Source organism: Prochlorococcus sp. MIT2304, from assembly GCF_059772405.1.
Genome location: NZ_CM186286.1, coordinates 1617325 through 1632055 on the forward strand (window position 1 = coordinate 1617325; position 14731 = coordinate 1632055).

At 37.6% G+C, this 14731-nt stretch carries 14 protein-coding genes; 3 read left to right on the top strand and 11 right to left on the bottom strand.

The annotated features are described in order from the left end of the window. Window positions 1–25 precede the first annotated feature (25 nt). The 6 genes from rplJ to AC6EIY_RS09290 all read right to left on the bottom strand — a co-directional run bounded on the left by rplJ (window position 26) and on the right by AC6EIY_RS09290 (window position 5873). Entirely contained in the window at window positions 26–553 is a 528-nt protein-coding gene (gene rplJ, locus AC6EIY_RS09265; protein WP_269609500.1) for a 50S ribosomal protein L10, read from the bottom strand. Window positions 554–774: 221 nt separating this feature from the next. Next, a complete protein-coding gene (rplA, locus tag AC6EIY_RS09270) occupies window positions 775–1482 on the bottom strand; it encodes a 50S ribosomal protein L1 (protein WP_498506633.1) in 708 nt (235 codons plus the stop codon). Window positions 1483–1551: 69 nt separating this feature from the next. Further along, on the bottom strand, window positions 1552–1977 hold the full coding sequence (rplK, locus tag AC6EIY_RS09275; protein WP_269604350.1) for a 50S ribosomal protein L11: 426 nt from the start codon (window positions 1975–1977) through the stop codon (window positions 1552–1554). A gap of 102 nt (window positions 1978–2079) precedes the next feature. After that, window positions 2080–2688: a transcription termination/antitermination protein NusG gene (nusG, locus tag AC6EIY_RS09280; RefSeq protein ID WP_498508202.1), complete on the bottom strand. Its 609-nt coding sequence runs from the start codon at window positions 2686–2688 to the stop codon at window positions 2080–2082. A 102-nt stretch (window positions 2689–2790) separates the two neighbouring features. Beyond that, complete coding sequence (secE, locus tag AC6EIY_RS09285; RefSeq protein WP_498506634.1) at window positions 2791–3033, bottom strand: preprotein translocase subunit SecE; 243 nt, start codon at window positions 3031–3033, stop codon at window positions 2791–2793. A 74-nt stretch (window positions 3034–3107) separates the two neighbouring features. Next, window positions 3108–5873 (bottom strand): ATP-dependent Clp protease ATP-binding subunit, encoded by a 2766-nt coding sequence (locus AC6EIY_RS09290; protein ID WP_498506635.1) that lies wholly within the window; start codon window positions 5871–5873, stop codon window positions 3108–3110. 185 nt (window positions 5874–6058) lie between these two features. On the opposite strand from AC6EIY_RS09290, the gene eno reads away from it, so the two are divergent. Beyond that, window positions 6059–7360 carry a phosphopyruvate hydratase gene (eno, locus tag AC6EIY_RS09295; protein ID WP_498506636.1) on the top strand — a complete coding sequence of 434 codons (1302 nt, stop codon included), beginning with the start codon at window positions 6059–6061 and terminating at the stop codon, window positions 7358–7360. Between the two features lie 6 nt (window positions 7361–7366). Here the strand turns inward: eno and AC6EIY_RS09300 are convergent, their stop codons facing one another. Continuing rightward, window positions 7367–8992, bottom strand: a complete 1626-nt coding sequence (locus AC6EIY_RS09300; protein WP_498508203.1) for an ABC1 kinase family protein — start codon at window positions 8990–8992, stop codon at window positions 7367–7369. A 50-nt stretch (window positions 8993–9042) separates the two neighbouring features. Then, window positions 9043–9354 (bottom strand): hypothetical protein, encoded by a 312-nt coding sequence (locus AC6EIY_RS09305; RefSeq protein WP_498506637.1) that lies wholly within the window; start codon window positions 9352–9354, stop codon window positions 9043–9045. Between the two features lie 267 nt (window positions 9355–9621). Between AC6EIY_RS09305 and AC6EIY_RS09310 the strand changes: the two genes are divergently transcribed. After that, complete coding sequence (locus AC6EIY_RS09310; RefSeq protein ID WP_498506638.1) at window positions 9622–10578, top strand: NAD(P)/FAD-dependent oxidoreductase; 957 nt, start codon at window positions 9622–9624, stop codon at window positions 10576–10578. 23 nt (window positions 10579–10601) lie between these two features. On the opposite strand, the gene AC6EIY_RS09315 is transcribed toward AC6EIY_RS09310, so the two are convergent. Genes AC6EIY_RS09315 through AC6EIY_RS09325 form a run of 3 tightly spaced genes read right to left on the bottom strand, consistent with a single transcriptional unit; the run spans window position 10602 to window position 13605 of the window. Then, entirely contained in the window at window positions 10602–10883 is a 282-nt protein-coding gene (locus tag AC6EIY_RS09315) for a P-II family nitrogen regulator (protein WP_498506639.1), read from the bottom strand. Window positions 10884–10892: 9 nt separating this feature from the next. Further along, a complete protein-coding gene (locus tag AC6EIY_RS09320) occupies window positions 10893–11888 on the bottom strand; it encodes a sodium-dependent bicarbonate transport family permease (RefSeq protein WP_498506640.1) in 996 nt (331 codons plus the stop codon). Window positions 11889–11937: 49 nt separating this feature from the next. Continuing rightward, complete coding sequence (locus AC6EIY_RS09325; RefSeq protein ID WP_498508205.1) at window positions 11938–13605, bottom strand: SulP family inorganic anion transporter; 1668 nt, start codon at window positions 13603–13605, stop codon at window positions 11938–11940. 142 nt (window positions 13606–13747) lie between these two features. Between AC6EIY_RS09325 and AC6EIY_RS09330 the strand changes: the two genes are divergently transcribed. Then, entirely contained in the window at window positions 13748–14683 is a 936-nt protein-coding gene (locus tag AC6EIY_RS09330; protein ID WP_498506641.1) for a DnaJ C-terminal domain-containing protein, read from the top strand. The last annotated feature ends 48 nt before the right edge of the window (window positions 14684–14731 follow it).

Below are 14731 nucleotides of genomic sequence, written 5' to 3' on the forward strand. Positions count from 1 at the left end.
AAAACAAATTGTTTAACAAGGAGTATCAGCTCTCGCCGCTCTCAGAATGTTGTTTAAGAGACCTTGCAAGTCCAGATGGGACCTCATTTATACCAATAGCGATTTTGCTTGTAATGGAATTCATTGCACCAGCAATTTGTGCCATAAGTGCTTCCTTGCTAGGAAGTTTTGCAATCGCTTTGATCTCATCTTGAGATAAAAGTTTGCCTTCGAAAAGACCTCCTTTAGTCTCAGATTTTTGAGTTTCCTTTTGAAATGCTTGTACAGCTTTAACAGCACTCCCAACATCTCCTTTGATTAAAACAAAGGCGTTAGTACCAGTAAGCAATGACTCCAAACCAGTCCAGGAATCTTTTCCTTTTATGGCTTGACGCATCAAGGTGTTTTTAGTGACCTTGCAGACGCCATCGCTTTTTTGCAATCTTGAGCGCAAGTCAGACATCTCTTTTGTGGATAAGCCCTTGTAATCAAGAACTAGAGCCATTTCAGAGTTATCAAGTAGACCCTCTATCGTTTCGACGATCTGTTTTTTGCTTTCCAGCGTGCGGCCCATAATAATTGGATCGAATCGGGGGAAGAACTGGACATACGGCCATATTCCCTTAGGGAATCGAGGCCGCTTACGATTCAATCCAAAAGATAAAACCCTGCGTATGCCTCGGCTGGGATTATAAATTCTATTAAAACAAAGGTTTAATAGAATCAGACCTGCTGTCTCTGGCTGGGCGCATGCCCTTGTGGTTAAACCACTCGGTTAATTTACAACAAAAAGGGTCACTTTTCTTTCTGCAAGTCTTGTAATTCGTTGATATCTACTTCTACCGATGGCCCCATTGTGGATGTAATAAAAAAGCTTCTCCAGAATTTTCCTTTTGCTCCACTAGGTTTATTTTTATCTATTGTTAGTTGCAATGTCTTCAAATTTTCAAGAAGAGCATCTTCCGAAAAACTCGCTTTACCAAATCGGACATGCACAATTCCTGCTTTGTCTGCTCTAAATTCAAGTTTTCCTGCTTTAAATTCTTTAATAGCTCCTGCTAAATCAGTTGTAACTGTTCCTGCTTTTGGATTAGGCATAAGTCCTCTTGGCCCAAGCACTCTTCCAAGTTTTGCAACCTTAGGCATCATATCCGGAGTAGAAATTAGCAGGTCGAAGTCCATTTCTCCTTTGTTGATTGAATCAATTAAATCTTCCTCTCCAGCGAGATCAGCACCTGCTTTCGTCGCCTCAGAAACTTTTTCACCGCGTGTAACTACCGCTATCCTTATGTTCTGACCAGTACCACTTGGTAAGGCAACTGTAGTTCTAAGTTGTTGATCAGTGTATTTTGGATCGATGCCTAGTCTTATGTGAGCTTCTATAGTCTCATCGAACTTTGCATTTGCATTCTCCTTGACTAGCTTGATGGCTTCAATGGGAGAATATGTACGTTCTTCCACTTTGGAAAGTAACGTTGTCATTCTTTTTGAAAAATTTTTCATAATAAATAGGGGTCCAATCGACTTTTCGTCTCCCCCTTAAAGAGAACGTTGGATGATTTTACGATTTTATTAGTCCTTTATGGAAACCCCCATGTTTTTGGCTGTCCCCTCAATAACTTTCATCGCTGATTCGATGCTGCTGCAATTGAGATCTGGAAGTTTTGTTTTAGCAATTTCTTCCAATTGACTTTTACTAATCGAACCGGCAGTTCCTTTTGCTGACTCGCCGGAACCTTTCGCAATGCCTGCGGCTTTAGTTATGAGAACAGAAGCAGGAGGGGTTTTTGTTATGAAAGTAAAACTTCTATCTTCGAAAACTGATATTTCTACAGGTATTACAAAGCCAGCTTTGTCTTGGGTGCGCGAATTGTATTCCTTACAAAACGCCATGATATTTACCCCATGTTGACCAAGCGCAGGCCCAACTGGAGGAGCTGGGTTAGCTTTGCCAGCCTGTAAGGCCAACTTGATCAGAGCTACTACTTTCTTTGCCATCGGCTGAGGATTGAACTAATGAGGAAAACCTGAAACTAATCAGATGAATTATCTAATAAACTTAACTCCTAGACTGACCAGACAGCAAAAGGAAATTAAGAATCAATTTTGTTTGGTGATTTGAGAAAATTCAAGTTCAACAGGAGTTTCTCTCCCGAAGATTGACAATAGTGCCTTTAGTTTATTTCTTTCTCCAGAAACTTCAATTACTTCTCCTTGGAAATCTTTAAAAGGACCTGAAGTTACAACAATCTGATCACCTTCTTCTACATCCAACTTGACAACAGTTTTCTTTTCAGCTGCTCTTTTAAAAATTCTATTAACCTCTTGCCTGCTAAGAGGGCGAGGTTTGATATGCCCTCGAGCTTTACCAGTAGCTCTTCGGTCTTCTGCACCAACAAAATTAATTACATTGGGAGTACTCCTTACCGCCATCATTGTGTCTTCATCTAACACCATACGAACAAGCACATATCCAGGGAATACCTTCTCTTCTGTGGTCTGCCTACTTCCATCTTTCTTTAGCTTAACTGCAGGTGTTTGAGGGATTTCTATCTCTATAATTCTGTCACTAACACCAAGAGTGATGGCTCTTTGTTCAAGTGTAGCTTTTACTTTCTTTTCGCAACTGGAGGCAACTTGAATTGCGTACCAACGTGCAATATTTGTCTTTATTGTTTGGTTTGGGAAATGTGATTGATCATCCTTAATGTTCTCTGATCTATCGATTATTTTTGAATCATTAGTAGGAGTGGTTTCAATATCTGACACTGGAAAAAATTGTGAGAGGTTTAGAAATTTAGATGAGTGAACTCAGCGAAATATCTGAGTTGATGCCCATCCATAAAAACGGCTTACAGCTGCTATTGATACTGCTGATAGAGTGACCATTAAAATCACAGCAACAGATTCGCTGAAAAGTTGTTGGCGAGAGGGCCATACAACTAGTTTCATTTCATCAATTGTAGAGGATAAAAAACTTTTTTTTAAGGCAGTCTTTTCCTGTTGTGTAGGAATTACCTTTTCTTGATCCTCTTTAGAGGTTGGACTTGTCACTTTGGGAAGATTAAAAGGAAGGTACTTTTGAAAAAAAAATTTCTATAAGCCCAGACTAACTTATGTTTGATGGATTAGTTATCTATTAAAAAAAGAAGTTTTTTTGACTCATTATCTTTAATCTGAACCCTTATTGTTTTCGCATCTTCAAAAGCTTCCTCTAAAATTTGTGTTGCCAGAGGGTTTTCCAATCTCTTTCGGATTACTCTTCTTAGGGGTCTAGCTCCGTATTCAGGTTCATAGCCTTCATCAGCAAGAGTTTTAATGGTGTTTTCGTCAACATAAAGATCTAAACCTTGGTGCTTGAGAAGCTTCTTGAGTTCTTCAAGTTGAAGTCGCACAATTTGTTCTAAACTCTCAGGCTTAAGTGGACTAAATCTTATTACTTCATCGATGCGGTTCAAAAACTCTGGTCGAAAATGTTTTGCTAGGGCCTCATTGATTTTTTGATCTAATTCTTCTGCAAGAATATTTTTATTTGAACTTTCACTTTGAACTTGAAGTGAATTATTTAAGATCGCCTGGCTAGCAAGATTGCTCGTCATAACAATAACGGTGTTTCTAAAATCTACTGTTCGACCTTGAGAATCAGTGAGTCTTCCATCATCTAAAACCTGTAAAAGGATATTAAAAACCTCTGGATGAGCTTTTTCTACCTCATCAAGGAGTAAAACTGCATAAGGTCTTTTTCTAACTGCTTCTGTTAATTGCCCACCTTCTTCATAACCTACGTATCCTGGTGGTGCACCTAAGAGCCTTGAAACTGCATTTCTCTCCATATATTCGCTCATATCAAGTCTCAATAAAGCGTCCTCTTCATCAAATAATGAATTTGCCAGTGATTTAGCTAGTTCAGTTTTCCCAACACCGGTAGGGCCCAGAAAAAGAAAGGATCCTATAGGCCTTCTTATGTCCTGCATCCCAGCTCTTGCTCTACGAATTGCTGCTGAAACTGCTTGAACAGCATTTAATTGACCGATAACTTTTTTTTCTAATTCTTGTTCTAACTGTAAAAGCTTTTGTCTCTCACCTGATAAAACTTTGCTAACAGGAATCCCTGTCCATCTTGAGACAACATCAGCTATATCTTCTGGCTCAACTTGATCTCTGAGCAAAGAATTTCCATATTCATTATCTTCTTGAATGCAAGCCTCTATTTCTTTTATGCTTTCTTTGATTTCAAAAAGTTGTTCATATCTAAGTCTTTCTGCTTCTTCAGTATCACCGGAGATTTCCGCTTCTTTTATTAAATTTTTTAATTCTTCAGCTCTTACTTTTAGTTCTTGTAATTCAGCTGATTTCTCGATTTGATCTTGCCATTTTTGTTTGATCTGAGCTAGTTCACAGAGTAGAAATTCTTTCTGTTCTTCAAGATTATGTATGGTTTCTAATGTTGTATCTTTGTTAGCACTTTTGATTGAAGACTCTATGTCAATAACTTGAGATTCTTTCTCTTCTATGATTTTTGGTTTTGATGCAGATTCGATTTTCACTTGAGCTGAAGCCTCGTCAATTAAGTCAATAGCTTTATCAGGTAGGCATCTGTCACTTATATATCTATGAGATAAACGATTAGCTGTAATTAGGGCTTCTTCAGTAATAGTCACTCCGTGATGAGACTCATAATTTTCTCTAAGTCCTTTTAGGATCTCCAAGCTTAAATCTAGACTTGGCTCTTTGATTGATACTTGTTGAAATCGTCTGTCCAGCGCTAGGTCTTTTTCAATCGTACGTCTATAATTGTCCGGAGTAGTTGCACCAATACAACGTAAGTCTCCACTGGCTAATAATGGTTTTAATAAACTGCCCGCATCAGTATTTGATCTGTCTTTGCTTACAATTGAGTGTAATTCATCAATAAATAGAATCACTCCTTTTTCGCTGTTGCTGATTTCACTTAACAATGATCTAAATCGTTCTTCAAATTGCCCTCGGAATTTAGCTCCAGCTGTTAGTGCAACGATATCAAGTGAAATCAGTCTTAAACCTTGAAGAGAATCAGGAATTTCGTTAGCTATTATTTTTTGTGCTAATAATTCTGCTACTGCTGTTTTCCCCACACCTGGAGCTCCAATAAGTACTGGATTGTTTTTGCCTCTTCTAGATAAAACTTTTGTAATTGCTTTGATTTCCGACTCTCTGCCGATCACGGGGTCTAATTTACCGTCTTCAGCTTCGGCAGTAAGGTCTTTGCAGTATAAATCCAATGCACTTGGCGCTTCATGAAGTTTTAAAGGTTGTTCTTTTGAGGTGATCTCCTTATTTGTGACAGGGGCAAGTGACTCTGGGGCAGTATTTTTTGAAGTTTTTTGGGGAGATACAGACGGCCTGGAATTTTTGTATGGTCTATCTTCTTTTTGTTGAGTTGTATTTCTTTTTGATTGTTTAAATGATTTTGGTGCTGGTAGCCGTCTCAACTCTGCTTCAAGAAGTTCACTGGGCAGACCTGCTTGATAAAAAAGATCTTCTCCTAAGCGATTGTCTCTACCAAGTGCGATAAGGATATGAGATATCTCTATTTGATTAGATCCCCATCTAGAGCGAAAATCATCAGCTGTTTCAAGAAGAATTTCTAAATCTTCTCCAACAAATAAGTCTGATTGGTTGTTTATTGGAAGTTCAGCAATAAAGTTATCTAAAATTTGATTTATTTCTCTATGATTTACAGGAAGGGAATTTGTGTATTTTTGAAATTTTTTGTTTCTAAAAAGAACTTGAATAAGATGTTCAACATCTAAGTTCTGATGGCGCCATCTTTTGGCCGATTCTTCAGCTATTAGTAAAAGACTCCAAGCTTCATCGCTAAAAGAATCTGGTTCTGTTGTGAGACTTCCATTCATTTTCGATTAATTTGATTGAAATTGCTCATTTGCCTTCTAAATTTTGATTAAGACCTTTTTATCGATACGTTTATTTCTTGTTAAGACAAATTTGATTGATTAGGTCTTGGAAAGCAAGCTAGATTAGCAATTCAGGAACATATGGGAATAATGTAGTTCATAAGATCTAAAATCATCTTAAATTTGTGGCTGACTCTCTAGAACTAGTTATTGATACCATTATGGCCCGAGAAGTTTTGGATTCTCGTGGTAATCCAACGGTAGAGGCTGAAGTGCTTTTAGAAGGAGGAGCTATTGGACGTTCGATTGTTCCAAGTGGCGCCAGTACTGGAGCCCATGAGGCTCATGAATTAAGAGATGGTGGAAAACGTTATTTGGGTAAAGGAGTTATCAAGGCCGTTGGTCATATAGAAGAAACCATTGCTCCTGCTTTATGTGGCCTTTCTGCGTTAGATCAATCCACAGTTGATTCTGTAATGAAACAACTCGACGATACAGAGAACAAATCAAATCTTGGTGCAAATTCAATTCTCGCTGTCAGCATGGCTACAGCAAGAGCAGCAGCTAAAGGTTTGGGTTTACCTTTGTACAGGTATTTAGGTGGACCAATGTCATCTTTATTGCCAGTGCCATTGATGAACGTCATCAATGGAGGAGAACATGCTGCAAATAATTTAGATTTTCAGGAATTTATGTTGGTTCCGCATGGTGCTGAAAGCTTCAGAGAAGCCTTAAGAATGGGAGCTGAGGTTTTTCACACGCTTAAAGATTTATTGAGCCAAAAAGGTTTGTCAACTGCTGTAGGCGATGAAGGAGGATTTGCTCCAAATCTTGAAAGTAATAAAGCAGCAGGTGACCTTTTAATGCAAGCAATTGAACATGCTGGATTTAGACCAGGGGAGCAAATCTCTTTAGCATTGGATGTTGCAAGCACAGAGTTTTATAAGGATGGAAAATATATTTATGGAGGAAATTCCTATTCCAGCGAGCAAATGGTTGAGGAATTGGCTGGGTTAGTTAATTCATTTCCAATTATTTCTATTGAGGATGGATTGGCTGAAGATGATTGGGATGGCTGGAGCTTGCTTACGGAAAAGCTTGGCAAAAGTGTGCAATTAGTTGGAGATGATTTATTTGTCACCAACACACTTCGTTTACAAAAAGGCATTGATGAGAATATTGCAAATTCAATTTTAATTAAGGTTAATCAAATAGGTTCGCTGACTGAAACACTTGAAGCTATAGAGCTTGCCTCAAGATCGAATTATACAACTGTAATAAGTCATAGAAGCGGAGAAACTGAAGATACAACTATTGCTGATTTGTCAGTAGCAACTAAATCAGGTCAAATTAAAACAGGTTCATTGAGCAGGAGTGAAAGAGTCGCGAAATATAATCAATTACTTCGCATTGAGGATGAGTTAGGTAGTCAAGCGACTTATGCTGGACTTGTGGGCTTAGGACCAAGAGGAAGATCTAAGATTTGATTATGACTATTTAAAGCCTTTTCTTCCTTGGAGACTATCTAAACGACTTTCGCTTCTCATCTTAAATTTTAATTTAATCCAATTCAGAGCTATGGGAAATCCAATCAATGCTGGTATGAGAAATAAAAAAGGTCTATTAGTTGAAACTAGTAAAGCAGAGGATATTGCAAGTGAGCCAAGGAGAACAGAGTTACCTAATGAATGTTGAGCATAAATCATTCTTCTGAGTTGCCTATCTGATTCACCCATTCGTACTTGCAGTTGCAAGTCCCCTTGCTCTAGTCTCTCTAGATTTTCATCTAAGCGTTTTGGTAATCCAACAGCTTTAGTCCCTATTTCGGTGACTTGTCTTCCCAATTCATTAAATATGTCATTAGAGTCTGCATTTTTTGAAGTCATTAGAGGGAGAAGAAATGGTTTTGCTATTGCTATTAAGTTAAATTCGGGGTCTAAATATCTTCCAACTCCTTCAAAAGTTGATAACGCTCGAAAAACAAAAATCAACTCAATAGGTATTCTAAAGGGTTTCCCATAAGCTAGTTCAGATAAATCCCCAGAGAGCTTATCTATAATTTGAGAATCAAAGGGGGGGGTAAGAGCTTCATTTAACATTATTCTTATTAACCTTCTAACTGGACCTATTTCGATATCTTTTTCTATTAAACCAGCAATTTGAAGCTCTTTGACAAGTCCACTAACATCTCTAAGCGCTGCGGCTTTGATCATTGAATTTAGTCTGCCTCTAATACGCTCAGAGACAAAACCCATCATCCCAAAATCATAGTAAATAAGAGAACCTCCCAAAGAAACAGCTAAATTGCCTGGATGAGGATCTGCATGAAAAAAACCATAATTAACTAGTTGTTTTAAATAACTTGTGGCTCCAATCTTTGCAATTGAAGCAGTATCAATGTTATTACTCTTGAGAGATTGAATATCATTAATCTTAATTCCTGATAAATACTCCAAGCATAAAACCTTACTGGTGCTTAAGTCCCAAAATACACTTGGAATTAAAATATCTGAGTCATCTATAAATTGTTGTTTAAATCTTGCTGCATATTGGGCTTCAATGCGAAAATCAAGTTCTCTTAGTAATACTCTCTTCGACTCCTTTGCAATCCCTATCCAGTCATTACCTCGGCTTAGGGATTTTATTCTTTGAACTAATTTTGCGACTTGATTCATTACATCTAAATCAAGCCTGAAAAACTTTTCTATATCCGGTCTTTGGACTTTGAAAATAACATTTTTATCATCAACTAAACTAGCTTTATGAACTTGAGCAAGCGATGCAGAGCCAATTGGAATTTCATCAATACTTATAATTTTTTTATATGAATTTCCAAGTTGATCTTTTAAAATACTTTCAACTTTTTCAAATTCAAAAGGTGGAACTCTATCTTGTAAAGATGTAAGTTCTTTTACCCATGCCGATGGAATAACATCAGATCTTGCAGATAAAAGTTGGCCTAATTTAATAAATGCTGATCCAAGATTAACTAATTCTTTCGTAAGCCATTTTGCTCTTAAAGTATTTCTTCTATCTCTTCTTGTGGCGGTATAACCATTTAAATAAGTCCACTTTTTAGAATCAAACCATAGATAGAAAAGTAACCCTAACAATATTATCCAAATCCTAATGGCTCTTCTAAATCTTTGAAGTTGACTAACTAGAAATATCAATTTTTCCCCTCAATATCTTTGTTGATATCAATAACCTTTGATCTTAGATTATCTATTTTAATCTGAATTAAATCTTCTTTACTTAATTCTTCCCTAGAACTTTTCTCTTTTGATGAATTAGGTTTTTTCCTTAAACGTTCAGATTCTTCAATAACCTCTTCTTTAAAGCTATCCCATTCATTTTGGAGTATTTGTGGCAATTCCTCAGCAAGTTCGGTGAATTCTTGGGCAGAATGGACCACTTTATTCGTTATCCGAGCTGCTATTCGGTTTATGGCTGCTTTTAGCAGTATCTCTGAGTCGCTCAATGATCTAATTAATCAGCTTTCACTTTAGAAGATTCAGGGTTTTTTGTGTCTTCAGATTGAAACTGGCTATATGCAGATTTGCTCTTAATCAATTAAATCTATTTAGAAGATTGTTTGTTATCACTCAACCTAGAATATTTTCATTAGAGTTGAAGAAAACAAACATTTGATTTGATTTGGGGTAAAAGTTTAATCTGTTAACCCAAGTGATCTCAAAACATCCTTTTCTCTTCTCGAGAGATCAAAACCTAACTAAGAGATTTTCCATTGGAAACCATTGAAACTGATGTTGTCATAGTTGGTGGTGGGCCTGCTGGTTGCAGTTGTGCGCTTTACACTTCCCGTGCAGACTTGAAAACAGTAATTCTCGATAAGAATCCTGATGTAGGTGCGCTAGCAATAACACATCAAATTGCCAATTATCCAGGTGTTTCTAGTGAAATGAGCGGAGAGGCCCTATTGAAATTGATGAGAGATCAAGCTACTCAGTACGGGGCTGATTATCGCAGAGCTCAAGTTTTTGGAATTGATGCTACTGGTGACTGGAAAACGATTTACACACCAGAGGGAACTTTTAAAGCAAAGGCGCTTGTCGTTGCTAGTGGTGCAATGGGAAGGCCAGCATCATTTAAAGGAGAGGCGGAATTCCTTGGAAGAGGTGTGAGTTACTGCGCGACTTGTGATGGAGCTTTTTATAGAGATCGTGAAGTCGCAGTTGTTGGTACTAATAAAGAGGCAATTGAAGAAGCAAATGTTCTTACAAAATTTGCCTCTAAAGTTCATTGGATAACCTCCAATGATCCAAAATCAGAAGATCATCATGCACAAGATCTCTTATCAAAACCAAATGTGAAGCATTGGAGTAAGACGAGGTTAATGCTAATTGAAGGTAATGATTCTGGGGTGACAGGTATTAAGGTTAAAAATCGTTCAATTGACACTAATCAAGATATAGCTCTTGAGGGAGTTTTTGTGTATATGAGTGGTTCAAAGCCTATTACTGACTTTCTAGGTGAACAGGTCGCGTTTAAGGAGGACGGGGGAGTTTTGGTGGATGACTTTATGTCGACAACAGTCGAAGGGGTTTGGGCGATTGGCGATATTAGAAATACTCCTTTTAAGCAAGCTGTTGTTGCAGCATCGGATGGATGTATTGCTGCTATGGCAATAGATAGATATTTAAATAGTCGCAAATCAATTCGTGTTGATTGGGTTCACGCCTAACTCATTCAAATCATAAGTATTTTTTAAAGAGGCGTTGCCTCTGAAACATAGGCCACACCTCCATAGTAACTAAGCACAGATTTTATATTCTCTCGTATTTTATCTATTATGTCTTGCTCGCAAAAAATAATTACGTGTGCATTTGACCCAAATCCTGTAAATTCCATATCTTCAGTGACGATTCTTTCTGGACCCCGTCCAGTTGCATGTTTCATAACGGTATAGCCAGGAACTTCAGCTTTTTCTAATGCTGATAGAACATCATTTAACTCTCTTTCACTAAAAATTAAGTCAAGTCTTTTCATGATATTTAGTTACCCAATTGATGGAATCATTGTGTTTACTAAGCCCATATATACTGGTATTCCAATGATGATGTTAAAAGGAAAAGTTAATCCAAGAGTGGTCGAAATGTAATAACTAGGTCTGGCTTCAGGAACAGTCATTCTCATTGCCGTTGGTACAGCTAAGTATGAAGCACTAGCACAAAGAACTACAAACAAAAGAGCATTACCTGGACCTAAATTAAGAAATCTGGCTACAACTGATCCAAGTACAGCATTCACGATTGGCATGAAAATTGAAAACATAACTAGAAAGGCACCAGTCTTATTGAGGCGAGCGAGGCGTTGGGCAGCAACAATTCCCATGTCAAGCAGGAAAAAACATTCTGCGCCATAGAATAATTCAGCGGTGAATGGTTCCATTTTCTTTATGTCAGACGGATCAATCGCTGATGTTAAAAAACCTATGAGAAGGCTTCCGAGTAATAGATAGACAGAACCATTTAACATTGACTCATGAATAATTGATACCCATTTCATTTTTCTTTTGATGGGCCTATCTTTGGGCGCTCCAAATTTGACTAAGAGAAGACCAATTATTATTGCTGGTGACTCCATTAGAGCCAAAGCGGCAACCATAAAACCATCAAAAGGTATATTTTGACTTTCGAGAAAGCTTTCAGCAGTAATAAATGTCACTGCACTTATTGATCCATATGCAGCTGATATTGCTGCTGCATTAAAAACATCAAACTTAAATCTCAGTACTACAAAACAAATAAGAGGGATTAATAGTGACATTAATATTGCTGCTATCACAGTTGGAAGAACTGGAAAACCAAAGCCACTTTGTTGTAGCTCAATGCCGCCTCTAAATCCTATTGCAAGTAAAAGATATAAAGAAAATAATTTTGGAAGTGGAGCTGGAATCTCAAAATCAGACTTTAATGCGTATGCAATTGCACCCAAAAAGAAAAAAAGTATAGGAGGACTTAAAGCATTTTGGATGAAAAGGTTTTGTCCCATTTCTCGTTAGTTCTTAAGGCAATCAATCAGATAGATACATTATTGACTATCAACCATTGAGGTTGTCAATTGCAGCTGTTAAAGCTTCTTTTCTTGTGCCAATTACATCAACTCCAAATTTAGCAAGTCTGTCTTTTACTCTTCCTGTTGCACCAGCAACATATGCTTTCCTTGAGTTGTTTAGTGCTTCTTGAACCATATCTTCTATTGCTAGAGTAGCAGTAACTCCAAGCCTAGGTACATCAGTAATATCAAGAATTAGAACTTTGTAGTTTCTTACAAGCATCATTCTCTCAGTAATGCCTTTTGCTGCTCCAAAACTAAGTGGTCCTTTTAATCTGAATAGCATTACCTCTCCTGCACAGCGATCTAAAAGTGCTTTTTCATCTGAGGGAAGTTGTGAATTTGCTGCATTGTTATTTGATGTTGAATCAAATGGATTATCTGCTTCCATTCCCTCCAACTGAGTCTCCGTAATAGAATCGATTGTGAGCATATTTGCGATGAATACACCAACAAGTACAGCCCATATCAAGTCCCAGAAAACTGTCATCAAAAGGACGCCATACATCACACTTGCTGTTTTAAGAGAAAGTCGATGAGCCCTTAATAAAAATCCCCAATCAATAATGTCTAAACCAACTTTTATTAGAATTCCTGCAAGAAGAGCTGTAGGAATCTGCTCTGCTAGAGGCCCTGCACCAACAAGGACAAATAGCAATACAACTGAATGAACCATTCCTGAGATTGGTGTGGAACCTCCAGATTTGACATTTATTACTGTTCTCATGGTTGCCCCGGCTCCTGGCAAACCTGTGAAAATACCAGCTATTGCATTTCCAATACCTTGTCCAATGAGTTCTCTATCAGAATTGTGCCTGGTTTGAGAGATATTATCTGCTACAAGAGATGTAAGAAGGGAGTCAATAGCGCCAAGAACAGCAAGGACTAGTCCAGCCTTAAGAATTATTGGGAAGAAATTGCCAAGACTTGGATCTGGGAGACTTAAAGAAAGACCACCCTCTGGTATTGCTCCTATTCGGTCTATTGAACTATCGCCAAAAAGAATTAGTGATAAAGGAGTAACTATTAATAATGATAAAAGAGGAGAGGGGACCCATTGACTGATTTTGCGGGGGGTCAGAAATACTATCGCAAGTGTCATTATTGCAACTGCTATTGAAGCCCCATTTGGTTCAAAATTATTAACTAAAGTTGAGAGAGACTCTAATACCCCTCCTCGAGTTGATATCCCAAGTAAAGGTCCTATTTGGAGAGTAATTATGATTACTCCAATTCCCGACATAAAGCCTGAAACGACTGAATAAGGGACAAGTGTGATGTATTTACCAAGCCTTAGTAGGCCAAATAAAATCTGAAACAATCCCCCAATGACTACAGCAGCCATTACTAAAGGAAGAATTTCTCCAGCAGATAAATCTCTTGGTACTCCTACAGCCGCCAAGCTAGCAACCACTCCAGCAACTGTTACGCTCATCGGCCCAGTTGGACCACTGACTTGAGCAGGAGTTCCTCCAAACAATGCGGCGAGAAATCCAACTACGACTGCTCCGTAAAGGCCGTAAATAGCGCCTCCAGGGCCTAGTGCCGCATTACCAAACGCTAAAGCTAGTGGTAGTGCTACAACCGCAGCGGTCAAGCCGCCTAATACGTCACCTCTAATATTTTTCAGGTGAAAGCCATTAATTAACGCCAATCGACTCTCCTTACTTGAATTCACTTGAATAAGCCTATCTCTTTAAGGTTCAATTACGTTCGCCATTCTCAATTTTTAAATACTAGATTTAGGAAAAATCATTCAAAGATTGACCCTTAGCAACTGAAAAAGCTTTATTTTCATGGAATTAAAAGGTTTTAAGGATTATTTCAAAATACTTGGTATTAGTAGAAATGCTACCGATAAAGAAATTAAAAGTGCCTTCAGAAAACTTGCTAGACAATTTCATCCTGATTTGCATCCACATGATGCTGCTGCTGAATCAGAATTTAAAGAAATCAATGAAGCTTATGAAATTCTTTCTGATGTGGATAAAAAAAAGTCTTATGAAGAATATCTAAGTTATTGGTCTAAAAATAGTTATGGAAAGCCTAGGGATTTTGCCAGAGAAAAAAATGACAAGCGTTTTGATGAATATAAAAACTTTGATGATTTTTTGAGTGATTTAATTGGAAAATTTAGCGAGGTCGGTCAAGAAATTTACTCAAATATATCCTTAGACATGAATGCTCAATCATTAAATCTTGATGCTGAATTTAATTTGCAGATTAGTTTTTTAGAAGCTTTGAATGGAGCTCAAAAGAATCTTTTGGTAAATAATGAACGAATCGAGGTGAACATCCCAAAAGGGATTAAAACAGGATCAATCATACGTATTAAGAACAAGGGCAACATACAGCCTGGAAAAGGGAAAAGAGGAGATTTGTTGATTGAAATATCTATCAAATCCCATCCAATTTGGAAAGTCAAAGGTTTAGATATTTATGCGGACTTACCTATTTCTCTAGATGAATTGGCTTTGGGAGCAAATGTTTTGGTTGCCTCTCCTCGAGGAGATACATATTTATCAATTCCCTCTGGAAGTTTGCCTGAGCAAGAATTTAGATTAAAAGGGCAAGGATTTCATGATTTAGATACCCAAGGGGATTTGTTCTTTACTCTAAAATTAAAATTACCGGAAAACTGGACAGATGATGAGTTGAGACTTATTGAAAAGCTTAGATCTGTTCGAATAGATGAACCCCGATCAAGTTGGTTTGATCAGGCGAGGACTTAAAGGAAGTAAAATGTAGTGATCTGTTATGTAGTTATCTCTATTGATCAA